Origin of the sequence: Paramicrobacterium salitolerans, assembly GCF_051513965.1 — a bacterium.
In the GTDB taxonomy this organism is placed as follows: Bacteria; Actinomycetota; Actinomycetes; order Actinomycetales; family Microbacteriaceae; genus Paramicrobacterium.
Window position 1 is genome coordinate 2953067 of record NZ_CP195847.1, and the last position, 24965, is coordinate 2978031.

Consider the following 24965-nt stretch of genomic DNA (forward strand, 5'->3'; position numbering starts at 1 on the left):
ATCCTCCTTCATCGTTGGGACGGCCCTCACACCTCCGTCTCGACCTCCTCAGGGTCAGGCGCTCCGTGCCCGATGTTCGCATAGACTTCCGGCTTGCTCGTCCTCAACGCCATGCCCCAGAAGATGCCGATGATGCCCGGCACCACCACGAGAAGAGGCAGCACGAACGTGAGCGCGTTGGTCTCCGGCTGGTCCATGAGCACGTTGAAGTTCGCAACGATCAGCACGTAGACGCTGAACAGGAAGATGAATGCGATGATCGGACTGATTATCGTGGTCCACGGCCCGGAGCTGTTCGGGTTGCGACGGAAGTATCCGATCACTGACAGCGCGATCACTGCCATGAGCAGCACGAGACCCATCGCACCTGTGTTGGTCAGCCACGTGAACAGTGTGATCACCGGATAAAGCGGTCCGTATTCGGAGCCGATGCCGCCGATCGCGAAGCCGACCACCACGATGAGCGCGAGAATCGTCTGCGTGACCGAACCCGCCCATGGCGCACCGCTGCGACTCACCCGACCGAGACCGCGCGGCAGCAGTCCCTCGCGACCGAGCGAGAAGACGTAGCGCGCGACGGCATTGTGGAAGCTCACGACGGCCGCGAACACACTCGTGATGAACAGAACGGACATGATGTCGACGACGATCACGCCAAGGTGGGTGGCTGCGAAGTTGAAGAACAGGGGCGGGCCGGCCTCTTCCGGAGTGATGCCTCCCGAGGAGATCTTCTCGGTTCCGATCGCGAGCGACAGCGCCCACGAGGAGAGCGCGTAGAAGATCCCGATGATCCCGACGGCCATAAACGTGGCGCGCGGCACCGTGCGTTTGGGATCCTTCGCCTCTTCACCGTAGATCGCGGCCTGCTCGAAGCCCATGAACGCGGCGACGCCGAACGCGAGAACCGCGCCGATCGCCGGGGTGAAGATCTCCGCGGGCGAGATCGGCTGCGCCGTGAACGACTCGGCCGGATTGGCGAACGCCGCGACATCGAACACGATCACAACGACGAACTCGAGCGCCACGAGCACTCCAAGCACCTTCGCGGAGAGATCGATGCGGTTCACGCCCATCCACCCGACGATCGCGATGAACACGATCACGATGAGCCACCACGGAATATCGATGCCGAACATCGAACTCAGAAAGTCGGCCACCTGGAATCCGAGCATCCCGTAGATGCCGATCTGCATGCAGTTGTAGGCGATGAGCGCCACGAGAGATACGCCGACCCCGACCGGACGACCGAGGCCTTGAGCCGCGTAGGCGTAGAAGGCACCCGCGTTCGTGATGTGCCGGCTCATCGCGGCGTAGCCGACGGCAAAGATGCCGAGCGCTATCGCCAGAACGATGTAGCCGATCGGCACGGCGAGAGAGCCGGTGACGGAGAACGCGGTCGTGGCACCGCCGGCGACGACGGTGAGGGGTGCGGATGCCGCGATGATCATGAGCGTGATGGCGGGCACACCGAGCCTGCGGCGCGCGGCGGGAGCCTGGGTCGCGTCATTGCGAGTCATGGCGATCCTTTCTGAGGGAGGATGCGGGAGTTCTCTGCATCCTCACAGGTGAGGTACCCCGCACGGTAGACCCAGCACGCACGCCACTTGACCCAGTGTGCACGCCGGCCCTCCCACTCTTGACCCGCGCGGGCTTGTCACGCATGGTGGAACTGAACAAGTGGACAAGTTCAGTTCGAAGGAGAACCCGATGCCTGACGCTACGCACACCCACGGCAAAAGGGTCACGCGCGTCACAACGCCGTCACACCCGCTCGACCCACTCACCCTCGACGAGCTCACCGTCGGCCGCGAGGTGCTCGAACGCGCCGGACTCCTCGGCGACACCGTCCGCTTCCCCAGCGTTCTGCCGGTCGAACCGGCGAAGGATGCCGTCACGGCGTGGAAGCCCGGACGCGCGTTCGACCGCAGCATCCTGTACACCCTCCTCGACACCGCAACAGGGGTCTCGCGCGAGGTCGTCGTCTCGGTGACCGAAGAGACGGTCGTGAGCGACACCGAGCTCGCCACCGCCGAAGCACCGTATGGTCAGCCGCCGTACCTCTTCGAGGAGTACGACCGCGTCGAGGCCATCGTCAAGCAGAACCCTGAGTGGCAGAAGGCCATGGCTCGCCGCGGTGTGACCGACACGGATGCCGCATTCTGCGCGCCCCTCGCACCCGGCTACTTCGGCTTCGAAGATGAGGTGGGTCGCCGCATCATCCGGTCACTCACTTTCATGCGCGCAGACGAGCAGGACAGCCCGTGGTCGCACCCGGTCGAGGGGCTCGTCGTCACGATCGACCTGACGAGCGGCGAGGTCGTGCGCGTGCACGACGAGGGTGACGTTCCCATCCCTGAGATCGACGGAAACTACGACGAGAAGCGCGTCGGCCCCGCCCGCACGTCGCTCAAGCCGATCGAGATCACCCAGCCGGAGGGCCCGAGCTTCACGGTCGACGGTTCGCACGTGCAGTGGGAGAACTGGTCGTTCCGCGTCGGCTTCAACGCACGCGAAGGCCTCGTCCTCAACCAGGTGTCGTTCCGCGACGGCGATGAGGACAGGTCCGTCCTCTATCGAGCATCCGTCCCTGAGATGGTGGTGCCGTACGGCGACACGTCACCGAACCGTTTCTGGATCAGCTACTTCGACGCCGGCGAGTACCTCCTCGGCAAGAACGCCAATCCGCTGTCGCTCGGCTGCGACTGCCTCGGGGTCATCCACTACTTCGACGGCGTGATCGCCGATGACAACGGTGTGCCGCAGATCATTCCGCAGGTGATCTGCATGCACGAGGAGGACTACGGGGTGCTTTGGAAGCACACCGACCTCGAGGGCCGCCCTGACGTGCGTCGCTCGCGTCGGCTCGTCGTGTCGTACTTCTCCACCGTCGGAAACTACGACTACGGCTTCTTCTGGTACTTCTACCTCGACGGAACCATCCAGGTCGAGGCGAAGGCCACCGGCATCGTCTTCAACGGCGCCGGGCACCCGGGCGAGAAGAACCCTCACGCGCTCGAGATCGCGCCGGGCCTGTTCGCTCCCGTGCACCAGCATCTCTTCTGTGCGCGTCTCGATGTCGCAATCGACGGCGAGCGCAACGCTGTCGAAGAGGTGGATGCCGTCGGCGTCCCGACCGGCGAGTCAAACCCCTACGGCAATGCGTTCACCTTCACGCGCACGCCGCTGCGCACTGAGAAGGAGGCTGCGCGTCTGGCCGACACGTCGAAGGCGAGGAGCTGGCACATCCGCAGCACCGAGCGCACGAACCGCATGGGGCAGCCGACCGCGTACCACCTTGTTCCGCAGGGGCAGCCGACGCTCCTTGCGCAGCCTGACGCGACCGTGAGTTCACGTGCCGCCTTCGCGACGAAGCACCTGTGGACGACTCAGTATGAGGATGGTCAGCTGTGGCCGGGCGGTCAGAACCCGAATCAGCACGCGGGGGATGCCGGTCTGCCGACCTACACCGCCGGTGACCGTTCTGTCGAAGACACGGACATAGTGGTGTGGCACACGTTTGGGCCGACGCACCTGCCGCGTCCTGAGGACTTCCCGATCATGCCCGTCGACTACTCAGGGTTTCTGTTCAAGCCGTTCGGCTTCTTCGATGAGAACCCGGCGCTCGATCTGCCGGATGCCTCGAAGAGCTCCTGCGCCTCGGGAGGGGAGTGCGGCTGTGGTGACCACGGAACGGCTTCCTGCGGCTGCGCGCACTGACCAGCGGCCAGCTGCAGCACCTACTGCCCGGCGTCCTGAAGCCCACACTCACCCACCGCCACCGGCACCCCACTCACCCACCGCGCTATTTGTTCGGGCTTGCGCTACAGGAATTCCTGTAGCGCAAGTCTGATTCTGTAGCGCAAACCCGCTTCTGTAACGGAAGTCAGTATCTGCAGCGCAACCTCACTTCTATCGCGCAGGCCCGCTTCTGCAGCGCAACCCCTGTATCTGTAGTACCGCCGTCAGCGACTGCGGCCGTGCGGCTTCTCGCGGTGGTAGTCCTTGATGAACGGTGCCAGGAAGATCGTCGCAACCGCGAGGCATCCTGCCACGATGAATGAGATGTTCGCCCCATGAATCAGACCCTCTGCACCGTAACGCTTCGGGTCGAGCGCCGTGCTCGTCATGATGGTGACAAGCACAGCTGTGCCAATGGATGCCGAGATCTGACGCATCGTGTTGTTCATGGCGGTCCCGTGCGGAACGAGCTTCGGAGACAGCTCGTTCAGTGCAGCTGTCGTGACCGGCATCATCACCATCGCGGTGCCGAGCATCCGCACCGCATTCACGATCGCAATGTACGCAAACGTCGTGTCTGTCGTCAGGAACCCGAACATGAACGTCGTCACGGCAATGATCGTCAGCCCGACCAACGCAAGCCAGCGTGCGCCGAAGAGGTCGAAGATGCGCCCAGTGACCGGCGAGCTGAGCCCCATGACAGCAGCGCCGGGCAGCAGCGCAAGCCCTGACTCGACAGCGCTGAAGCCGATCATGTTCTGCATATAGAGGGGAAGAATCGTGGTTCCACCGATCATCACCATGAACACGGCCATTCCGATTCCGGTGTTCAGCGAGAACATGGGGTACTTGAAGACGCGGAACTCCAGAATCGGCTGCTCGAGTTTGAGCTGTCGCACGATGAAGAACACGAGCGCAACGGCACCGAGAGCGAGCGCACCGATGACCATGGCGTTCGCCCAGCCGAGATTTCCTGCGGCGCTGAACCCGTACAGCAGCCCACCGAAGCCGATCGTCGACAGGATGATCGAGAGTACGTCGAGCTTCGGGAAGGTCCGCTCGGTCACGTTCCGCAGAATGAAGAAGGCCACGATCATGTCAATCACCGCGATCGGCAGAATCATGTCGAACAGTGTCCGCCACGGGAAGTTGTCGACGATCCACCCCGACAGGCTCGGCCCGATAGCCGGCGCGAACGCGATGACGAGCCCGAACATGCCCATCGCGCTTCCGCGCTTCTCCCGGGGGAACACCGCGAACAGAATCGTCTGCATCAGCGGCATGATGATGCCCGCACCCGCGGCCTGCACGATGCGGCCGATCAGCAGCACAGGAAAGTTCAGCGCGAGCGCACAGATCAGCGTGCCGACGGAGAACGTGCCCATCGCGGTGAGAAACAGCGTCCGCGTCGTGAAGCGCTCGATGAGAAACGCTGTGATCGGAATCATGATGCCGTTCACGAGCATGAAGATTGTGGTGAGCCACTGGGCCGTGTTCGCGGAGATGTCCAGGTCGCGCATGAAGACGGGCAGCGCGGTGGCCAGCAGGGTCTGGTTCAGGATCGCCACGAAGGCGCCCGAGATGAGGACAATGAGAACGACGTTCCGATTGACTGGTTTCGGCGTGTTCTCTTTCGTCATGCAACTCCCATTCGATTCGATAGCCCGTCTATTGTACGGACGTCGAGCTGAGCGCGTTCCGTCAGAACGTGGGAGATGCGAGTCAGATGGATGCCGTGAAGAAACCCGCATTCCGGGCCCACGGGTCGCTCGAGTCGACAGCATTTCAGTCTATGCCCGCCGTCAAATCGCACAAGGGAAACGAGTAACGTCATGGGTATGAGCGACGTCAAGAACGGCCGAACAGACTACGGAACCGGCAAAGAGTCGCTCATTCGCGCAGCGATTCAGACGGTTGCACGAAACGGTCTGCGGCGCCTCACCTATCGCAGCGTCGCGGCGGAGGCCGGCGTCGCGCACGGCCTCGTCGCTCACCATTTCGGCAGCATCGAGAGCCTGCTTCATCAGGCGCTTCGCTTCGCGATCGACGAGAGTCTGGCGCTGACGTCGTTCGCGCCGTTGGTCGACACGGTCGACGAGTTCGCCGAGGGCCTCCCCGAGTTGGTCGAAAAGGATGCCGCAGTGCAGGTGTTCCAGTACGAACTCGTGATCGATTCACGGCGCAACCCCGATCTTGTTCCGGAGATCGAGGCGTATCACGACAGGTATCGAGCCGCGATCCACCGTCAGCTGCAGCACTTCGGTCTCGATGACGAGGGCTTGACGGACATGGTGTGGGCGACGCTCGACGGCATCGTCTTTCAGCAGGTCGCGCTCGGCCGGACGGCATCCAGCAAAGCTGCCCTCGATCGGCTCCGCTTCCTGCTGCAGCGCACGGTGGATGAGGCCTCACTCGAGCACTGACACCGCCACGGCCGGCCGTGCTCCGTCGGCCCGCCACATCCCTTAGTCGTCCACAGGCCATCCCGTTTCACAGTTATCCACAATGCCTTTGTGACCGGGTCTTCTGCCGACCTCAATGTCAGTGGCCACTGGTTGACTTTGACCATGCAGAACTCAGCAGCACACGCGAACGACACGCCTTTCGGGGCGGATGCCGCTGCGCTGCGCTCTGCCGAGAACGCCCTTGCAGCCGTCGCCGACCTTCACGACATCGACCCGACTGAACTCACCGCCGACGCACTCCTCGAGTACACATCGCTCCTCGGCAACATCGCCCGCCTCATTGAGGGCCGACAGGTCCGCAACGTCGGCGACATCGACCGTCGCTCCGACACCGATGCCGGCTTCGACGGCCTCGCTGCCCGCCACGGCTCCGCAAGTCCCACAGCATTGTTCGAGAAGATCACCGGCGCCAAGAACTCCACCGCCTACCGCTTCACCCGCGTCGCAAAGCACACGACAGGCCGCACGTCCGACACCGGTCTGCCGCTGCCGCCCGTCTTCGCTCAGACCGGCGAAGCACTTGCCGACGGTGTCATCGGTCTGGATGCCGCCGAGGCGATCACCTCGACACTCGCAACGGTTCTTCCTCGTGCGGTTCCTCACGACGTCGACGTTGTCGAAGCGACCCTGATCGGCAACGCCACCGGAGCGTTCGGCGAGACACCCATCTCCGCCGACAATCTGCGCCTTCAAGCTCAGGCCTTCTGCGCGGTGCTCGATCCCGACGGCGTCGAGCCGACGGCAGAAGAGCTGCATGAAGCCCGCCGCCTCACGCTCACCCACCGCGATGACGGTTCGCTCCGCATCACCGGTGTTCTCGGTCCGGAACAGGCCGCCATCATCACGCCCGTGTTCGATGCGCACATGTCGAAGCGAACGTCACCGACGTTCATGGATGCCGAAGAACAGCGTGACGCCGAACAGGAGGTCGAGACTCGCTCACGCCCGCAGGAGCGCGCCGATGTCTTCACCTCCATCATCGGCGGTGCCGCAAAACGTGCGGATGCTCCCAAGCTGCACGGCCGTGGTCCCACCGTGATCGTCACGGTGACGCGGGAGAACCTCGAGACCGGTCGTGGAGCGGCATCCTCACCAGGCACCCCGGCTCCCCTGCCCATGGGCTTCGTTCGACAGGCGCAGTGCGACGGCGAGACCCACGAAGCAGTGCTCGATGAGAGCGGAGACGTCCTCGACCTCGGCACCAGCACCCGCTTCTTCTCCACACAGCAGCGGCTGGCGCTCATCGCTCGTGATGGAGATACCTGCGCCGTCTCCGACTGTCCGATCCCTGCATGGCTCTGCGAGGCCCACCACATCACCGGCTGGGCGAATGGCGGTCCGACCAACCTCGCGAACGGCATTCTCCTCTGTTGGTTCCACCACAGACTCATCGAACGGGGCGAATGGACGATCGTTCGCGACGCTGCCGGCCGCCCGAAAGTAGCGCCGCCTGATTGGTATGTCAGTCGGCGCTACCTCGGGAAGCGACGGCCAGGGCAGCGACGGCCAGGGCAGCCCCGGTCGACACGACCTCGATCCAATCGAAATACCGATCGACATCGAGATACCGAGCCGCACGATTGAGTGCGGCGGCCTCGCGACACCTCGCAGTCGATAATCTCGCGCTGACCTACCGCGCGAGCATCTCGTCGAGCTTTCGATACCCGTCGACGAGCCCATGCTCCATGCCGCTCTCGATCATCGCATCACGAACCTCGACACTCGGATACACCGCACGAGAGGTCATCTTCGTCCGCCCGCCACCGAGATCCGTCAGCACCATCTTCTCGATGCTGACCTCACCCGGCGCTCCCTCGAACTCGAACGTCTGAATCACCATCTCGTTCTCGACGACCGCGTGAAAGGTGCCATTGAACCGATACTCATTACCCTCAGCATCACGATGCACAAACCGGTATCCACCGTGAGACGTACAGTCCCACTCGTCAATCGTCATCTCGAGACCATCGGGACCCATCCACTGAGCAACCCGATCTGCCTCGGCATGCGCTCGAAACACCGCCGCTGGCGACGCATCGAAGTCCCGCTCGATATCAATGAACGGCAGCCCTTCCGGCGCCGTGATCGCCACTGAATTCGTCATTGTTCCGTCTCTTCTCTGAGATCTCCACGTTCTGCTGTCTGCTCCCGAAGAAGCCCGTCGAGCCGCCGAAACCGCTGCTCGTGAATCAGCCTGTAGCGGTCGATCCACGACGTCAGCCTCTCCAACTGCCCAGCATTCAGAGCGACCGGACGACGCTGCGCATCACGCGTCCGCGTGACGAGCCCCGCCTGCTCCAGCACCTGAATGTGACGTGACACCGCCTGCTTCGACACATCGAACGGCTCCGCAATCTCATTCACCGTGAGCTCCCCCCGACTCAGTCGTGCGACGATCTCACGCCGCACGGGATGAGCCAGAGCAAGAAAAGCCTGATCGAGTTGGTCGTCAGCAGCATCCGCCATATTCAACATTTCCTTTTATCAACCCATTAGTTGATTAAAGATAAGTCCACGGATGCCTGAAAGCAAGAGCTCGTTAAACACAGCGGCCCGCCGACACGAGTCCGGATGCACACGGGGAGAGAGACCCGGGCAGTTCACCCCATGGGCAGGCGCAGCGTTTGTTGGCATCGTTGAAGCATGTCCGATCACCAGCCTTGGCACAGTCCCTACGGTCCATACCCGAGCCAGACGTACGGCACGGGGCCGGAACCGTACGGTCAGACTGCGCCGGCATACGGGGTTCAGCCCGGTCCCTACGGTTCTCCGTCGGGGCCGTACGTGCCTCAGGGCCCGACTGACCCTGAGCCCGAGAAGCGAACGAACGGCTTCGGCATCGCCGCCCTCATCATCGGCATCATTGCGCTGATCGGGGCGTTCATTCCATACATCAATTTCGTGAGCGGTTTTCTGGCTGTGGTCGGCATCGTGCTGGGTATCGTCGGCCTGTGCATCAAGAACCTGAAGCGCGGCATCTCCATCGCGGGCGGCATCGTCTCACTCGTCGCCATGTGCCTCTCGATCATCATGGCGATCGTTTACACCGCTTCAGTGATCAGCGGACTCAACGTGCTCACAGAGCACACGTCAGACCCGAATCAGACCACCTGGCCTGAAGAGGGCGCTGGCACCCGCGGCAGCATCGAGAACCCGGTCGCGCTCGGGACTCCGTTCGATCTTCCGTACGACGGCGTGCCCAGGTGGGCTCTGCAGATCGACCTCGTCCAAATCGAGTCCGACGGAACCAACGACAGCGGTCAGGACGACACGAAGTTCACATCAGCCGGCGTAACGCCCAGCGCGACATCGACACCGACGCCCAGTGCGACATCGACGCCCACAGCGACATCAACACCATCGCCCGGCGAGACGGACGCCACATCAGCCCAGCGCTACATCGCGATCAATGTGAGTGTCACCTACCTGGGAGAAGATTCAGGAGTTCCGTCACAGGACATCGAGATCGCGTTCGTCGACGGACAAGACACGGTTTTCACACCGACCTATGGCGCAGCGGATGCTCCAACAGCTCCCGATACTCGTTTTGAAGAGATCGGCCGTACGGCAACCGGCGAGACTCAGACCGGAAGCGTCATCATCCTGGTTCAGGAAGACACGATGTATGGCGGTCTCGCCCGCGCCACCATCGACGGAGAGCACTACTACTTCAACGTCGTGTAGTCGAGTGGGCACGCGACCTCGCGCCCTGGTGGCGCAACCACGGAAGTTACATCACGGATTCGGGTCTTCGTCCTCATCCTCCGGCGGATCGACGACGACGGGCACCGCACTCTGTGAGGTCCCGCTCGGCGTGTTGCCTGCTGCATGTTTGCCATCCATGCCGCCAGCATGCGTCAGATCTCGAAGAACGTCCAGCCCTTGACACCGCCGCGAAGCCAGAATGTCGAGGATACGACACCGCATCAGCGGCATCCACCCCCCTGTCACTCTCGGCTGACCACCCGCATGCTGATACCGACGAGAGGAGCATGTCATGCCTGAGACGACCAACGGTCATGATGATGACCGCGAAAACCAGAACCGACACACGAGCGCGGCCCCGAATCGTGACGGAACTCCCGCGAGTGACGCCACCGATGTGACTCCAGAGGATGCCGCCGAAAAGCGCGGCTTCAACGGCGACGCCGCTGCACCAGCTGGGAACCCGCCCGCTGATCCACTCGGCACTGAGGGCGAGCCGGAACAGCCCGGAGGTTCGACGCACAACGAGTCTGACCCTGAGTCGAAGATGACCACCGACCCCGAACCACGTGACGCTGACGCACCACTTCCGCACCACAGTGCCGGGGTCGACGCGCCAGATGCGGACGCGCCGAGCGACAAGCCCCTCCATCGCACTCCGAGCCGCGACGACACCGGTCGACCAGAACGGGCGTGAGCACGAGCCGGCCGAAGCGACGAAACGACGAGACGACGAGACGACGAGACGACACATCGTCCCTTAACCTTTTGAGTCTTCACACATAGGCTGGCAATGAGGTCCCCCGCCGGACCGACGCGGGGCATCACCGTTCGGAAGGGCAGGGCTATGTCACGGAACGCCGCGCAGAAACTTATCTCCACTCACCTCGTCGAAGGTGAGATGACTCCCGGCAGCGAGATCGGACTGACCGTCGACCAGACGCTGACACAGGATGCCACGGGCACCATGGTGATGCTCGAACTCGAAGCGCTCGGGCTCGACCGCATCAAGACCGAGCTCTCGGTGCAGTACGTCGACCACAACCTGCTGCAGACCGACGAGAAGAACCCGGACGATCACCTGTTTCTGCAGTCGGCAGCCCAACGCTTCGGCCTGTGGTTCTCGAAGGCGGGCAACGGCGTCTCGCACCCCGTGCACCAGGCGCACTTCGGACGTCCCGGCGCAACCATGATCGGCTCCGACTCGCACACCTGCGCAGCCGGAGCTCTCGGAATGCTGGCGATCGGCGTCGGCGGCCTCGAAGTCGCGATGGCCATGGCGGGGCAGCCGCTGTACGTCGCAATGCCTGAGATCTGGGGCGTCGAACTGACCGGCGAGCTGCCGGCGTGGGTCTCGGCGAAGGACGTGATTCTCGAGATGCTGCGCCGTCACGGCGTGAAGGGCGGTGTCGGCCGGATCATCGAGTATCACGGGCCCGGACTTGAGAACCTCACCGCGATGGACCGCCACGTGATCGCGAACATGGGAGCCGAGCTCGGTGCGACAGCGACGGTCTTTCCGGCCGACGACGCGGTGCGCGCCTACCTGCGCGCGGTCGGACGCGAAGACGAGTTTCAGGAGCTCCTCGCCGACGAGGGCGCAACGTACGACGTCGAGGAGCACATCGATCTGTCGACGCTCGAACCGCTCATTGCGAAGCCGTCGTCGCCCGGCAACGTGGTTCCGGTCGCCGAGGTGCACGACGAAGACGTGTTCCAGGTGGTCGTCGGCTCGTCCGCCAACCCGGGCCTGCGGGACTTCGCGATCGTCGCGGAGATCCTCGACGGGCAGCAGACGAGCGACCAGGTCTCCGTCGACATCAACCCGACCTCGCGCGAGGTGCTCGCCGACCTCATCTCGGGTGGCTGGCTCTCCTCGCTCGTGACATCGGGTGCGCGCATCCACCAGTCCGGCTGCATGGGGTGCATCGGCATGGGGCAGGCTCCGGCGACGGGGCGCAACTCTCTGCGGACGATGCCCCGCAACTTCCCGGGCAGGTCGGGGACAGAAGAGGATGCCGTGTGGCTGTGCTCACCCGAGACCGCGGCTGCGGCGGCGCTGACCGGCAAGATCACCGATCCCCGAACGCTGAGCGACTCGCACGGCATCCAGTACCCCGACCTCCAGCTCCCCGAGACGTTCAGCACCATCGACGACATGTTGCTCGCACCGCTGCCGCCCGAGGAGGCTGCACGCGTGGAACTCGTGAAGGGGCCGAACATCTCGTCGCTGCCGGACTCGGAGCCGATTCCTGACCAGTTCGCGGTTCCGGTGCTGCTGAAGATGGGCGACAACGTGTCGACGGATGAGATCATGCCAGCCGGTTCGCGTGTTCTGCCGTATCGGAGCAATATTCCAAAGATCGCAGAGTTCAGCTTCTCTCGCATCGACGACACCTATCCCGAGAGGGCGAAGGATGCCGCGGGCGGCCACGTCGTGGTCGCCGGAGACAACTACGGTCAGGGGTCGAGCCGCGAGCACGCGGTCATCGCGCCGCGCTACCTCGGGCTGCGCGCCGTCATCGCGAAGTCGTTTGCGCGCATCCACTGGCAGAACCTCGCGAACTTCGGCATCCTCGCGCTCGAATTCGACGACCCGGCGGACTTCGACGCGATCGAGCAGGATGACACGGTCGAGTTCTCCGACCTGCGTGAGACGCTCACGCGCGGAAAGAGCGTGACGGCGACGATCGGCGGTCGCGAGGTGCCTGTGCATCACCGTCTCTCCGGTCGGCAGGTGGAGATGGTGCTGGCCGGGGGCCGCATCCCGCTCACGGCCCAAACCGCCTAGCCGCGCGCCCGTCGCCCTCCCCTACCTACTGCCCTCCCACCGCGCTATTTGTTCGGGCTTGCGCTACAGGAATTCCTGTAGCGCAAGCCCGTTTCTGTAGCGCAGCCGGGGCGAGAGCGGACAGTCAGGTGAAGGCGGTCAGTCAGGTGAAGGCAGTCAGCCGGGATGCGGGATAGTACTACTGCAACTCGACATAGAACGTGTCGTCAGCCAGCGATGACTTCACCATCCAGAGCCCGTCCGCGACCGTCTCAGCATCATCAGACGAACCGCCTCCGGGCAGAACCGGAACGACGACATCGACGGTCTCGCTGTCACCGGGGTCCATCGATTCCAGCTCAGCAAACGACGTCCCCGGCGTCTCAATGTCACTCGACGGCGTCGCCCACAGCTCGTCACCCGTCGGCGACAGATACCCGAAGCTCAGCTCCATGAGAGGCACAAGCGAAGGCTCCTCACCGTCATACTCGAGCGTCACCTCAAGCAGTGCATACTGCGGAATCTCGTCCTCCGGCAGCCCATCCGTGTAGGGATTGTCGATCTGATCATTCGCATCGAGCTCCGCACTCGTGATCGTGACCGACCACGAACCACCCTCAGATCGCGGCACCTCGAACGTCTGCCCAACCACAAACGGCGATTCTTCCGTGCCCGACCCCTCCGTGGGGCCGACCGGAGTGGGCGACGCCGTCGCAGACGGCCGGTCGTCGTTGAGTTCCGAATTCTGCACGGCGAGCACAGCCCACACGAGACCCGCCATCATGTACACGACCGTCATCACGATCGACAGAATGACCGCCACCGACGAGAGAACGATTCCGGTGATCGCCATGCCGCGTCCGGCCAGCCGCCTCGCAAGCGCGATGATGCCGAGCACGAGGCCGACGATCGCGGCGATCCAGCTCACCATTCCAACAATCGGCACGAACGCAAGAATGACGGTAATGATTCCGAGCAGCAGCGCCCACACCGCCATGGTGCGGGATCCGGCCTGCGGATTCGACTGTTCACTGTTGATTGGATTCACCCTTCAACAGTGCCATAATCGGATGCCGCACGCGCGAGCGGCACGATCATCGGCGTTCCGCTCTGAGGGTCCCGCGCGACCTCACACGACAGGTCGAAGACCTCGCGAACGAGGTCAGCTCCAGCATCCCCGCCACCCAGAATGTCCTCTGGACTCCCCTGCGCACACACCGCACCGTGACGCATCACGACGAGGTGGTCGGCATACCGCGCAGCCTGATTCAGATCGTGCAGCACCGCCACGACGCTGCGGCCCGCCGCGGTCATGTCTCGGCAGAGGTAGAGAATATCGATCTGATGCGCGATATCGAGAAACGACGTCGGCTCATCGAGCAGCACATGCGGGGTCTCCTGCGCGAGGATCATCGCGATCCAAGCGCGTTGCCGCTGTCCGCCGGAGAGCTCTGCGAGAGCGGCATCCTCATATTCTGCGACCCCCGTCAGGCGCATCGCCCTCTCGATCGCCTCATCGTCACCCGGCACCCATTGGCGCAGAGGTGAGTGATAGGGATGCCGGCCACGGCCGACGAGGCTTCGCACGGTGACGCCGTCCGGCAGCACAGGGTCCTGCGGCAGAAACGCGAGCTCCCGAGCGAGCTGCTTCGGCCGCCACGCACTGAGCGGGCGACCATCGAGAAGCACACGCCCCTCACGCGGACGCAGCGTGCGCGCGAGCGTGCGCACGAGCGTCGACTTGCCGCATCCGTTCGGCCCGACGATCGCAGTGAACGCGCCGACCGGCAGGGTGAGACTGAGACCGGAGAGCACGGGCACGTCGCCGTACCCAACGACGAGGTTCTCAGCGCAGAGGCCCTGCTGCTCAAGGTTCTGGGTCATACGCGTGCCTTTCTCCATACGGTCGTCAGCAGGTAGGCAAGGTAGATGCCGCCGAGCCCCGCCGTGACGACGCCGACCGGCAGATCCTCGACGATCGGCGCCTGCTGCACAAGCAGATCGGATGCCGCGACGAGCAGCGCGCCCACAACAGCCGCCACCGTCAGGTTCGGCCCCGGAGCGCGCGTGAGCCGCCGAGCGATGTGGGGCGCGGTGAGCGCGACGAAGACGATGGGGCCGGATGCCGCGACCGCAGCGGCCGACAGCAGGACGGACAGCACGATCGCCGCGGTCCGCGTCTGGCGGGACTGCGCGCCCAGAGCATCCGTGAGTGAGTCGCCCATATCGGTGACGGCAAGGCGGTGGCCGAGCGGGATCACCAGGGGAACCAGAACCGCGAGGGCGACCCAGATCTGCGCGGCGTGCCCCATGTCGCGAGAACCGAGGGAGCCGACGATGTACGCCGCGAGCTCGCTGCCCTGGTCACGAAGCATCACGGCGACGATGTACTGGGTCACTGCGGTCGCCATCGCCGCGACCCCGATGCCGGTGACGATCAGCCGTGCCGGTGACGAGAATCCCGTGCCCGTCGCCACGTAGACGAGCCCGATGGCGACGCCCGCTCCGAGAACGGCGCCGACCGGTGCGGGGACGACTCCGGGGAGCATCAGCGTCGCGACAGCGACCCCTGCACCCGCGCCGGAACTGAGCCCGATCACGTCGGGGCTTCCGAGCGGGTTGCGCGTCACCGTCTGGAACAGGGCGCCCGCGATGCCGAGGGCGACACCGACTCCGGCGGCGACGAGGAGCCTCGGGCCGCGGATGCGTTCGAGCACGAACGACGTCGTGACGTCGGCATCCCCTTGAATCGCCGTGAGGAGCCCCGCAGGGGTGACCCCGAGCTCACCGATCGCGAGCGTCAGCCAGGCGACGACGAGCAGTGTGACGACGAGCGCACTGACGACGCCGATCGTCCGCCGGCGGAACGGCAGCGCCACCGCCCCCGCACGCACCCATCGCACATCGTCGCTCATGCGATCACCTTTCCGCGACGCACGGCCGCGAGCAGGAAGGGCGCCCCGATGAACGCCGTCACGACGCCCACCATGAGTTCGTTGGGGCGCACGATCACCCGGGCGACGATGTCAGCCGCGATCAGCAGCGCAGCCCCGAGAACGAACGAGACCGGGAGCTGCCAGCGGTGCTCTGTGCCGACCGCCGCGCGGACGATGTGCGGAACGGCGAGGCCGACGAACGCGATGGGGCCGGCCGCCGCGGTGGCCGCCGCCGCGAGCAGGGTAGCCGCGGCGATGCCGAGCATGCGCACGAGGGGCACGCGCACGCCCTGTGCCGTGGCGAGTTCGTCGCCGAGCGCGAGCGCGTCAAGCGACGACGAGAGCACGAGCGCGAGCACCGCACCGAGCACAGCCGCGGGTGCCACGGCGCGCAGCGTGTCGAAGTCGGCGCCCGCGAGCGAGCCGACCACCCAGTGTCGGTACGAGTCGAAGACGTCTGGCCTCGCAAGCACCATGCCCTGGATGTACGCACCGAGCACCGCGGAGAGCACGGCCCCCGCGAGGATCAACGGCACGACGCTCTCGCTGCCCGAACGTCGCCCCAGCGCCACGACGGCCACAACCGCGACAACCGCTCCGGGCAGCGCAACCCACACAGTCGTGTCGCCGCCGGAGAACCCGAAGAACGCCGTCGCCGTGACCACCGCGGCGGCGGCCCCGACGTTCACCCCGAGAAGCCCCGGCTCACCCAGCGGGTTGCGGGTGATTCCCTGAACGATGACACCGGATGCCGCAAGAGCCGCGCCCACGAGAGCGCCGAGCACCGTGCGCGCGACGCGCGAATCGACGACCGCCCGCACGTACTCGTCACCGCCGCCGAGCAGCACCGGCACGACGTCGCCGAGACCCGTCGCTTTGCTTCCGGCGAACAGACTCACGAGCACCGTCAGCACGAGCAGGGCAATCGACCCCACGAGCACGCCGAGCGCCCGGGGCACGCGCGTGCGGCGTCCCCGGGCATTGGCGCTCGTGCGCGGCGCGGTCTCGGTGAGCGTCACCGGTCGAGGTGCGAGATCGCCTCGTCGATGAGCGGAACGTAACGCTCGAGCACCCAGGGCACCGTGAGCGGGTTGATCATAGAGGATGCCGTCACGAAGGACTGGTCCTCCGCGGCGACGACGGAGCCTCGCTCGATCGCCGGGATCGACGCGTACAGTGGCTGCGCCTCGATCTCCGTGCGGTTGTCGGCATCGGAGTAGAACGTGAAGATCAGATCGGAATCGGCCAGCATGTCGGCGTTCTCGAGTCCGATCACCGCGGAGTCAGTGCCCTCGACCTCGTATTCGTCGAGCTCGTCGACGACGGGATCCACCGTGAGACCGAGCGTGCGGACCATGGCGACGCGCTGCTCGTTCTTGAGGAAGACGCCGAGAGTTCCCGGTCCGTCGTTGTAGATGTACGAGAACGTGACGTCGGCGTACTCCGGCTTCGTCGCGGCATCCAGCTGAGACTTCACGTCGTCGACCAGGTCAGCGGCCTTGTCTGGAATACCGAGGGCCTTGCCGATCGTCTCGATCTGCTGGTCCCACGTGATCGTCCACGGCTGCTCGGGGTATGCGACCGTCGGCGCAATGTCGGAGAGCAGTTCATACTGGTCCTTCGTGATGCCGGACCACGGGGCGAGAATCAGGTCGGGTTCGAGCGTGAGGATCGCCTCCGTATCGAGCTCGGTTCCGCCCGCGAACTGGGTCGGCAGGTCAGCGCCCTGCTCGTCGAGTTCCTCGTGAATCCAGGGTAGGTAACCGGTCTCATCGCTGCCCCAGGGATACTCCTCCATGCCGACCGGTACGGTGCCGAGAGCGATCGCAGTCTCGGCCGACCCCATGCCGAGAGTGACGATGCGCTCAGGCTTTTCCGTGATCTCCGCGGCGCCGAGTGCGTGGGTGATCGTCACGGGTTCGAACGAGGAGTCACCGTTCTTCTCAGCGGCGTCGCCGGAGCTCGAGCACGATACGACGGTCAGTGAGAGGCCGATGGCCGCCGCCGCTGCGACGAATCGTCGGATGAAAGGCACAGAACTGCTCCAAAGAATGTCGATTGGGTATCACGTGCCGAACAGCACTTAGGTAAGGCTAACCGATACTCGCCGGTCGCGAAACCGGAAACTCCTCCACCAGTCGGAGTCCCACCGACGTCTCGATCGGAGTCCGCTGCCCACCCGAGTGCACAACGTCGTCTCCGGAAACCGTCACCTGCGAGGCATGGTGTGCCAGTGCACGTTTTACTTGGTCGAGTCGCTGATCGAGGTCGTACCAGACGGCTGGCTCGCCGGCATCCCGAGCTTCATCGATGGTCGAGCGGTCGCTGATGATTTCAGCAAAACGGATGCCGCAGAGCTGCGCGGCCTTGTGAGCGATCTCGCGCGCGCGAACGTGATCCGGGTGCCCGTAGCCACCGATCTCGTTGTAGCTGACGACCAGATCGGGCGCTGGTGCGCTGGCGTCGCCGGCGTTCTCGAGTGCTCGCAGCAGCGTGACAAGGTCCGCCACCTCGCCAGCCGTGTCCATGGAGGTGAGCGCGTTCGCCGGGGCATCCTCTGCTGGCCCCGCCAGACCCTCACGCACCCAACGCATGCCGGAGTCTTCGTACACACGTGCCTCAGACCCCGCCGCGCGCGCCGGAGGCATGCCGAGCCAGACGTGTCGCGTGACACCGAGCACCCCGAGTGCACCCGCCAGCTCCGTCTCGCGATGAGCGGCGAACTCGGCTGTCCCCTCGAGGTGCGACAGCGGGCCGGCGACCACTTCGCCCCGTTCACCGCGCGTGCAGGTCACGAGGGTGACCGTCACTCCGCGGTCGACGAGCTCGGCCATGAGAGCGCCTGTGGCCAGCGTCTCGTCATCGGGGTGCGCGTGCACGAATACGACGTGCTGCGCGTCAGGCCACGTGGGCGACGCTGTTCGGTCTGCGGCGGCCCCGTTCGATGTTCCGTCTGGCGCTCCACGAGCCGCTGTGCCTGCCGGCATCCGACCGCCGCTCACGCGGACCTCCCGAGCAGGTTCTCGTACACCTGAACCGTCGCGCGCGCCGTGCGCCCCCATGTGAACTCGAGCGCTCGCTGGCGTCCCGCAGCGCCGAGCTCCGCGCGTCGAGCGCTGTCACGCAGCAGTGTCGAGATCGTACCCGCCCATGCGCCCGGCTCGCGCACGGGCACGACGATGCCCGTGACGCCGTCGACCACCGCCTCACGCAGCCCGCCGGCATCCGCTGCGACCACCGGCGTCGCGCACGCCTGCGCTTCGAGCGCGATGAGCCCGAAGGTCTCCGAGTGCGATGGCACGAGAGCAAGGCTCGCGCCGCGCAGCAGGTCCGCGAGCGCGTCACGGGTCTGCGGGCCGATGAAGTGCACCCGTCCGCCGACCCCCAGCCGATCGGCCAGGGCGCGCAGTTCGTCCGGGTAGGCGTCGTAGCCGCTCGTCGCCCCTCCCGAGACGATGAGGTCGGGGCGCAGGGATGACGGCAACTCGGCGAGCGCCTCGATCGCCAGGTCAAGGCCCTTGAGCGGTTCGAGGCGTGCGGCGGCGGCAAGGTAACCGGCGCCGTGTGTGACGGCATCCGCGTGTTGTGGTGATGAACCAGGAAGCTCCGCTGGCGCGAACTGCTCCGCGTCGACGCCGGGCTGCACCGTGAACACGCGCGTCGGCTCTGCGCCGAGGCGTCCGACCACGGTTTCACGCTCAGCATCACTGACCGTCACGATGGCGTCGGATTCTCGGGCGAGACGCGCTTCGCCGTCCAGGCGCCCGGGTGACTCGGGGCGTTCGCCCTCTGACAGCGGGGTCGATTGCGCAGCGGCGATCGAGTGGAAGCTCTGCACGTGCGGGATGCCGTGGTGGTGCGCCAGCTCGAGGGCGGCCATTCCGCTGAACCAGTGGTGCGAGTGGATGATGTCGTAGGGGCCAAGGTGGCGCAGCGCATCGGCGAACTCGTCGATGTACTGTTCGTGGTCGGCCTTGATGCGCGGTTCGGCCGGACCGGCGTGGATCTGACGCAGCGTGACGCCGGGGGCCAGACGCACGGCATCCGGCGTCGTCGCGGATGTGCGGCGCGTCAGCACCTCCACGTTGTGGCCCAGTTCGGCGAGCGCGAGTGCGGTGTGCTTGACGGCGACGTTCATGCCTCCGACATCGCCGGTGCCCGGGTCATCGCCCGGCGACGTGTGCAGGCTCACGAGAGCGAGTCGGAGTGACATGACTCAAGGGTAGTGCGCGGATCTGTGCACCCTTGTACTCACTGCGCTGCAGTTTCGGACGTGCGCTACTGAAATTCCTGTAGCGCAAGCCCGAACAAATAGCGCGGTGGGAGGAGAGGGAGGCTAGCGCGGGCCGAAGGTGGCGTCCAGCGCGGCATCCAGGTCGGCGATGATGTCTGCCGGATCCTCAAGACCGACCGAGAAGCGCAGGTGGCCGTACGTCTTGAACTCATCCGGATAGTACTGCACTCGCGGCCCCGTCGTTCCGACGTGCACGATGAGCGACTCGTCATGCCCGATCGAGACGGCAGAGGTCACGAGCCGCAGATTGGAGACGAACCGGTTCTGCGTGTCAGGATCGCCATCGACGGCGAACGCCAGCACACCGCCGAAGCCACGGTCTCCGAACTGACGCTTCGCCAGTTCGTGCTGCGGATGCGACTCCAGCCCCGGATACGCCACGTACGCGACCCGCGGATCCGCCTCGAGGTGCCGCGCAACGACCTCCGCGTTCGCCAGGTGCTGACGCAGCCGCAGAGGCAACGTCACCGACCCGCGCGTGATGAGCCACGCATTGAACGGCGAAATCGTTCCGCCGACGTCGACCATCGCCTCCGCCTTGATCTTCGCGACGAGCTCAGCACTGCCGATGACCGCTCCGCCCATCGCGTCACCGTGGCCGTTGATGTACTTCGTGAGCGAGTGCACCACGAGGTCGGCACCGAGTTCGAGCGGGCGAAGCAGGGGCGGTGGCGTGAACGTCGAATCGACGGTCAGCAGAGCCCCCGCCGCGTGTGCGATCTCGGCGATCGCCGCGATGTCGGTGACCTTCGTCGTGGGGTTGCCGATGGCTTCGACGTGCACAAGCTTCGTGTTCGGCCGGATCGCCGCCCGAACGGCATCCGGATCACTCGAATCGACGAACGTCGCCTCGATGCCGTACTTCACCGGCAGCAGATCGGTGAACAGCTTCCAGATCGCCTCGTAGGTGACGTCTCCGACCACCGCGTGATCGCCGCTCGACAGGTAAGAGAAGAAGACCCCGTGGAGCGCCGCCACTCCGGAGGCGAGTACGACGGCATCCTCCCCACCCTCGAGCGTGGCGAGTTTGTGCTGCAGGGCCTCCTGATTGGTGCCCGTGTTGCGTGTGTATGTCTTGGTGTCGGTGTTCGACCAGCTCAGCGACGACGGATCGTACGGAAGGGCATACGAATTCGCCATCACGATCGGCGTGCGAATCGCCTTCGACCCCTCGTCGACCCGGTTGCCCGCATGCACAGCCTGCGTCTGAAACGAGAGCGTCGAAGGGTCATGGGAATCAGGTCGCGTGGTCATTCTTCAACGCTACGACCGGCAGACGCCATCGCCTCCCGTATTACGGAAGGTGAAGCGGATGCCGCGGCTCAGCGCTCGCTCGGCACCACGATCCACATCACGATGTAGATCACGAACTGCGGCCCCGGAAGCAGACAGCTCAGGATGGCCAGCAGCCGCACGGTCGTCGGTCTCATGTTGAAGCGCATCGCCAGTGCCGCACAGACACCGGCGATGACGCGGCCCCGTCGTGGGCGATACAGATTCGTCATGTCATCATCATGCGTCGCGCCACCGGCATCCGCACGAATTTTCGCCCGAAATCAGACCTGGGAGGGAGCACGACACGACCACGGTATGAGCCTCACGTCATATTCGGTTCGGATGCCGCAAGCGTGCTTACAGTGTCTTCAGGTTCACGAGATGCAGCTTTCGGTACCTGGCCGGCTGCACGGCAACCCTGTCCATCGACTGGGGTGCCCCAGGGGGAGAACCGGCGTCGGCAGACCGGCGCAAGTCGATGGAGGCTCATGCCTCCGGGAAGAGAGACGAGATGTTTCACGCGACTCCCGCTCACCGCACGTCTGGCGCTGCGCCGTTCGGATCAGCGTCACTCGTTGCGACGTCACCGAACGCGGTGCGACGGACGACCCCGCCCTTCGGCGCTCAACCCACCGCCGCGCTGCCGTCGCTGCCGTCGGCGCGCTCCGCGAGGACAGATTCGCAGCCGCGCCGAAGCACGACGGCACAACGTGGCGGCCCGACCGCGCCGCTGCGGATCGTCGTGCTCGACGGGCATCCGACAACCGAGGTCTTCGACGTCGCCGAGGCGCCACGAGAGATCGCCGTCGACGAGCAGCACGCGTGGGCGGATGCCTTCGCGGCACTGGCTCCGCAGGTCGTCGGCGTCTTCGAACGTCGAGCTGCTGATCAGTGCCTGCGCGACGGCGCGCCACTGCCGAGCTGGGTTCAGCGCGACATCGTCGAGTGGTCGGATGCCGGTTTCACACCCGACCGGTACCGCGCACTCGCGGCCGCGCTCGAGGACGCCACGCTCCTGAGGCATCCTGCCCACCCGCTTCACGACGAGGAGCGCGGCGCACACCCCACGCACGCTCTTCCATACACGCGTCTTCGTGCCGAGCACTGGACGGACTGGGCGGAGCGTGTCGCCTCGGGCGCCGACCCGGTGATCGAGGCGACCGTCGTGCTCGACAGCCTCCGCTGAACAGCCTCCGCTGAGTGCCGCGCCGGGGCGGTCCGCACCGGGGAGAGCGTTCCGCGACCAGCACTGACCTTCACAGTGCGGTCTGCGGTCAATAGTGCGCGCCGCGGCAGGCACTCTCGACCGCAGACCGCACCCTCACGTCATCCGGCAGTCCTTCAGCAAACCACGGCTACCCTCCTGTCATGGCACTGCGCCCTGATCTGACGTCGCTCGAGCGGCGCATCGACGACGCCGCGAAGCGGCTCATCGACCGTGCGCCCGACAGCCGCGCGTGGGGTGCGCTCATCGAGTTTCTGGTGTTCGGCGCCAAGCAGGCGTGGGCGTGCATCTTCGGCGGAGTGCTGCTCGCGGTGATCTTCGCGGCTCGCCTCTGGTACCCCGACGACGCCGTTCTCGCCCGCAACGACGCTCTGACGATCGCGGCCGTCGTCATTCAGATCGTCATGGTCTGGAGCGGACTCGAGACCTGGCGCGAGCTGCGCGTGATCGTGCTGTTCCATGTCGTCGGCACGGCGATGGAGCTGTTCAAGACCGATGTCGGATCGTGGGCCTACGATCCGGGCGGCGTGCTTCGCATTCTGAGTGTGCCGCTGTTCACCGGCTTCATGTATGGCGCGGTGGGTTCGTACATGGTGCGTGTGTATCGCCTGTTCGACCTGCGATTCACACGCTACCCACCGGTGTGGCTCACCGCCATTCTCGCTGCTGCGATCTACGTCAACTTCTTCTCGCACCACTTCATGCTCGATCTGAGGTGGATGCTGCTCGCCGCCGTGCTGCTCACCTTCGGGTTCTGCACGATGCACTTCCGGGTGTTCCGGCACACGCTGCGCATGCCGCTCGTCGTCGCCTTCGCGCTCGTCGCGTTCTTCATCTGGCTCGCCGAGAACATCGGAACCTACAGCGGCGCCTGGCTGTACCCCGGCCAGGTCGACGGCTGGCAGCTGGTCTCGATCTCGAAGCTCGTGTCGTGGTTCCTGCTTATGATCATCTCGGTCGTGCTGGTGACGTGGGTGTACCCGCCGCGCAGGCCGGATGCCGTGGCAGCGGCGTCCGTGCCGGCATCCTGACCCCATCCACGGTCCGCCCGGCACACCCCCTATCGCCGCGCTATTTGTTCGGGCTTGCGCTACAGGAATTTCTGTAGCGCAAGCCCGAACAAATAGCGCGGTGGGAGAGGGGAAGGGAGAGCAGTGTCTTCATCGCCGGTGGCGACAGCGGCCACGCATTCAAGCACTGCCTCGCGCTCGGCGAGGTGCTCGCGCGTGACGTGCTCGCCGAGGAGCAGTCGCTCGAGCTCGACTTCGTGCGTCCGGCGCGCTTCGCCTGACGCATCCGCCCCTACGAATCTGCGAACGCTCTCGCAAGGGGCTTGTCGCGTTCTGCCGCTGCCCGTTTGATGGTCAGACACCACCCAGAGGTCACGGAGGGCAGACCGATGAGCGAGCAGCACGACGCAGCCGAGCGCCGACGCGCACCCAACCCGTTCGACACCCGCGGATTCAACCCGCGGCGCGCAATCGTGACCGGATCGGACTCCGGCATCGGCCGGGCGACCGCCGTGGCTCTCGCGGCAGCGGGAATGGACGTCGGCATCACCTGGCATCGCGATGAGCAGGGCGCCGAGAAGACGGCGGAAGAGGTGCGTTCGTACGGAAGGCGAGCGGTCGTCGTGCATCTCGATACGAGCGATCTGGATGCCTGCGGAGACATCGTCGATGCTCTCATCGACGAGCTGGGCGGCATCGATGTCTTCGTCAACAATGCGGGAACGGGTGCGAACGAGAAGCTCGTGCGCATGAGTCTCGAGCGGTGGCGACACATCGTAGCGACGGATCTCGATGGGCCGTTCGTGGTCATCCAGCGTGCAGCGTGCCGCATGATCGAGCAGGCGACGGGTGGGCGAATCATCGCGACGACGAGTGTGCACGAACACCAGCCGCGCGTTGGCTCGAGCGCCTACGATGCTGCGAAACACGGGCTCGGCGGTCTGGTGAAGACCGCTGCGCTCGAGCTCGGAGAGTACGCAATCACCGTGAATGCGGTGGCGCCCGGCGAGATCGCGACGCCCATGACCGGTCAGGAAGACGAGGATCCGCACCGGAAGCACCGGCCCGGAGTGCCCTTGGGGCGGCCGGGCGATGCGCGAGAGGTCGCGGCTCTCATCGGGTTCCTCGCCTCACCGGCATCCAGTTACATCACCGGTGTTTCGATCATCATCGATGGCGGGATGCTTCAGATGGGACCGCAGGGCGGCTCCCACATCACATCAGACGTGTGGCGCGAAGGCTGAGGTCGCTTCGCTCTCACTCTGAGTCCTTGCGGTCCTTCGGGTCCTCGGTGGGGCGCTTGAGTTCGTCGGGGTCGACGTCCACATCGCCCGGATCGTCTGGCCCGCCTGTTCCCGGTGCGACGTCGACGTTCTGGTCGATGTCGTCGTCGATGGTGTCGGGCACGGGGTCGCGCTGCTTGTACTCCTGCTCCTTTTCGCTCCCCGGGGTGTACCGGGTGTCCTTGGCCTCCTGCTCGTCATCGCTGAGGCCGTGGCCGGAGCGTTCCTCTTTCCTCTGGTGGTCATAGTCGCTGTGTGTCATGC

General features: G+C 65.2%; 23 protein-coding genes and 1 riboswitch. Of the genes, 9 read left to right on the forward strand and 14 right to left on the reverse strand.

What is annotated here, in order from left to right; all coding sequences use genetic code 11:
- Positions 1-26: 26 nt before the first annotated feature.
- Positions 27-1517, reverse strand: a complete 1491-nt coding sequence (locus ACSAGD_RS14225) for an APC family permease (RefSeq protein ID WP_437583429.1) — start codon at positions 1515-1517, stop codon at positions 27-29.
- 190 nt (positions 1518-1707) lie between these two features.
- Here ACSAGD_RS14225 and ACSAGD_RS14230 point away from each other — a divergent pair, with 190 nt between their 5' ends.
- Positions 1708-3717, forward strand: coding sequence for a primary-amine oxidase (locus ACSAGD_RS14230; protein WP_437583430.1), 2010 nt, complete (start codon positions 1708-1710; stop codon positions 3715-3717).
- 245 nt (positions 3718-3962) lie between these two features.
- Here the strand turns inward: ACSAGD_RS14230 and ACSAGD_RS14235 are convergent, their stop codons facing one another.
- The gene (locus ACSAGD_RS14235; protein WP_437583431.1) at positions 3963-5378 is read right to left on the reverse strand and encodes a DHA2 family efflux MFS transporter permease subunit; all 1416 of its coding nucleotides are present in this window, start codon (positions 5376-5378) and stop codon (positions 3963-3965) included.
- A gap of 198 nt (positions 5379-5576) precedes the next feature.
- On the opposite strand from ACSAGD_RS14235, the gene ACSAGD_RS14240 reads away from it, so the two are divergent.
- Together ACSAGD_RS14240 and ACSAGD_RS14245 are read left to right on the forward strand one after the other, a co-directional pair.
- Positions 5577-6161: a TetR/AcrR family transcriptional regulator gene (locus ACSAGD_RS14240; protein ID WP_437583432.1), complete on the forward strand. Its 585-nt coding sequence runs from the start codon at positions 5577-5579 to the stop codon at positions 6159-6161.
- A 144-nt stretch (positions 6162-6305) separates the two neighbouring features.
- Positions 6306-7787 (forward strand): DUF222 domain-containing protein, encoded by a 1482-nt coding sequence (locus ACSAGD_RS14245; protein WP_437583433.1) that lies wholly within the window; start codon positions 6306-6308, stop codon positions 7785-7787.
- 46 nt (positions 7788-7833) lie between these two features.
- Here the strand turns inward: ACSAGD_RS14245 and ACSAGD_RS14250 are convergent, their stop codons facing one another.
- The gene (locus ACSAGD_RS14250; RefSeq protein WP_437583435.1) at positions 7834-8307 is read right to left on the reverse strand and encodes an SRPBCC family protein; all 474 of its coding nucleotides are present in this window, start codon (positions 8305-8307) and stop codon (positions 7834-7836) included.
- Positions 8304-8669, reverse strand: a complete 366-nt coding sequence (locus ACSAGD_RS14255) for an ArsR/SmtB family transcription factor (protein WP_437583436.1) — start codon at positions 8667-8669, stop codon at positions 8304-8306. The genes ACSAGD_RS14250 and ACSAGD_RS14255 overlap by 4 nt, the downstream gene beginning before the upstream one ends.
- A 177-nt stretch (positions 8670-8846) precedes the next feature.
- Here ACSAGD_RS14255 and ACSAGD_RS14260 point away from each other — a divergent pair, with 177 nt between their 5' ends.
- From ACSAGD_RS14260 to ACSAGD_RS14270, 3 genes are all read left to right on the forward strand, one after another.
- A complete protein-coding gene (locus tag ACSAGD_RS14260) occupies positions 8847-9887 on the forward strand; it encodes a hypothetical protein (RefSeq protein WP_437583437.1) in 1041 nt (346 codons plus the stop codon).
- Between the two features lie 313 nt (positions 9888-10200).
- The gene (locus tag ACSAGD_RS14265) at positions 10201-10605 is read left to right on the forward strand and encodes a hypothetical protein (protein WP_437583438.1); all 405 of its coding nucleotides are present in this window, start codon (positions 10201-10203) and stop codon (positions 10603-10605) included.
- 150 nt (positions 10606-10755) lie between these two features.
- A complete protein-coding gene (locus ACSAGD_RS14270) occupies positions 10756-12699 on the forward strand; it encodes an aconitate hydratase (RefSeq protein ID WP_437583439.1) in 1944 nt (647 codons plus the stop codon).
- A 178-nt stretch (positions 12700-12877) separates the two neighbouring features.
- Here the strand turns inward: ACSAGD_RS14270 and ACSAGD_RS14275 are convergent, their stop codons facing one another.
- The 9 genes from ACSAGD_RS14275 to ACSAGD_RS14315 all read right to left on the reverse strand — a co-directional run bounded on the left by ACSAGD_RS14275 (position 12878) and on the right by ACSAGD_RS14315 (position 21413).
- Positions 12878-13726: a DUF4190 domain-containing protein gene (locus ACSAGD_RS14275; protein ID WP_437583440.1), complete on the reverse strand. Its 849-nt coding sequence runs from the start codon at positions 13724-13726 to the stop codon at positions 12878-12880.
- The gene (locus ACSAGD_RS14280; protein ID WP_437583441.1) at positions 13723-14562 is read right to left on the reverse strand and encodes an ABC transporter ATP-binding protein; all 840 of its coding nucleotides are present in this window, start codon (positions 14560-14562) and stop codon (positions 13723-13725) included. The genes ACSAGD_RS14275 and ACSAGD_RS14280 overlap by 4 nt, the downstream gene beginning before the upstream one ends.
- A complete protein-coding gene (locus tag ACSAGD_RS14285) occupies positions 14559-15593 on the reverse strand; it encodes a FecCD family ABC transporter permease (protein ID WP_437583442.1) in 1035 nt (344 codons plus the stop codon). The genes ACSAGD_RS14280 and ACSAGD_RS14285 overlap by 4 nt, the downstream gene beginning before the upstream one ends.
- The gene (locus ACSAGD_RS14290; RefSeq protein WP_437583444.1) at positions 15590-16633 is read right to left on the reverse strand and encodes a FecCD family ABC transporter permease; all 1044 of its coding nucleotides are present in this window, start codon (positions 16631-16633) and stop codon (positions 15590-15592) included. The genes ACSAGD_RS14285 and ACSAGD_RS14290 overlap by 4 nt, the downstream gene beginning before the upstream one ends.
- Positions 16630-17649 carry an iron-siderophore ABC transporter substrate-binding protein gene (locus tag ACSAGD_RS14295; RefSeq protein ID WP_437583445.1) on the reverse strand — a complete coding sequence of 340 codons (1020 nt, stop codon included), beginning with the start codon at positions 17647-17649 and terminating at the stop codon, positions 16630-16632. Before ACSAGD_RS14295 ends, ACSAGD_RS14290 begins: the two co-directional genes overlap by 4 nt.
- Positions 17650-17707: 58 nt before the next feature.
- Positions 17708-18616: a PIG-L deacetylase family protein gene (locus ACSAGD_RS14300; protein WP_437583446.1), complete on the reverse strand. Its 909-nt coding sequence runs from the start codon at positions 18614-18616 to the stop codon at positions 17708-17710.
- Positions 18613-19827, reverse strand: a complete 1215-nt coding sequence (locus ACSAGD_RS14305; RefSeq protein WP_437583447.1) for a glycosyltransferase — start codon at positions 19825-19827, stop codon at positions 18613-18615. The genes ACSAGD_RS14300 and ACSAGD_RS14305 overlap by 4 nt, the downstream gene beginning before the upstream one ends.
- A gap of 123 nt (positions 19828-19950) precedes the next feature.
- Positions 19951-21162 (reverse strand): trans-sulfuration enzyme family protein, encoded by a 1212-nt coding sequence (locus ACSAGD_RS14310; RefSeq protein ID WP_437583448.1) that lies wholly within the window; start codon positions 21160-21162, stop codon positions 19951-19953.
- 68 nt (positions 21163-21230) lie between these two features.
- A complete protein-coding gene (locus tag ACSAGD_RS14315) occupies positions 21231-21413 on the reverse strand; it encodes a PspC domain-containing protein (RefSeq protein ID WP_437583449.1) in 183 nt (60 codons plus the stop codon).
- A gap of 142 nt (positions 21414-21555) precedes the next feature.
- A riboswitch (SAM riboswitch) is annotated at positions 21556-21666 on the forward strand.
- Positions 21667-21694: 28 nt separating this feature from the next.
- On the opposite strand from ACSAGD_RS14315, the gene ACSAGD_RS14320 reads away from it, so the two are divergent.
- The 3 genes from ACSAGD_RS14320 (at position 21695) to ACSAGD_RS14330 (ending at position 24662) form a co-directional block, all read left to right on the forward strand.
- Positions 21695-22369 carry a hypothetical protein gene (locus ACSAGD_RS14320; RefSeq protein ID WP_437583450.1) on the forward strand — a complete coding sequence of 225 codons (675 nt, stop codon included), beginning with the start codon at positions 21695-21697 and terminating at the stop codon, positions 22367-22369.
- A 182-nt stretch (positions 22370-22551) separates the two neighbouring features.
- On the forward strand, positions 22552-23439 hold the full coding sequence (locus tag ACSAGD_RS14325; RefSeq protein ID WP_437583451.1) for a DUF817 domain-containing protein: 888 nt from the start codon (positions 22552-22554) through the stop codon (positions 23437-23439).
- Positions 23440-23807: 368 nt separating this feature from the next.
- Positions 23808-24662, forward strand: a complete 855-nt coding sequence (locus ACSAGD_RS14330) for an SDR family oxidoreductase (RefSeq protein WP_437583452.1) — start codon at positions 23808-23810, stop codon at positions 24660-24662.
- Between the two features lie 13 nt (positions 24663-24675).
- On the opposite strand, the gene ACSAGD_RS14335 is transcribed toward ACSAGD_RS14330, so the two are convergent.
- Positions 24676-24963 carry a hypothetical protein gene (locus tag ACSAGD_RS14335; protein ID WP_437583454.1) on the reverse strand — a complete coding sequence of 96 codons (288 nt, stop codon included), beginning with the start codon at positions 24961-24963 and terminating at the stop codon, positions 24676-24678.
- Between the last annotated feature and the right edge of the window lie 2 nt (positions 24964-24965).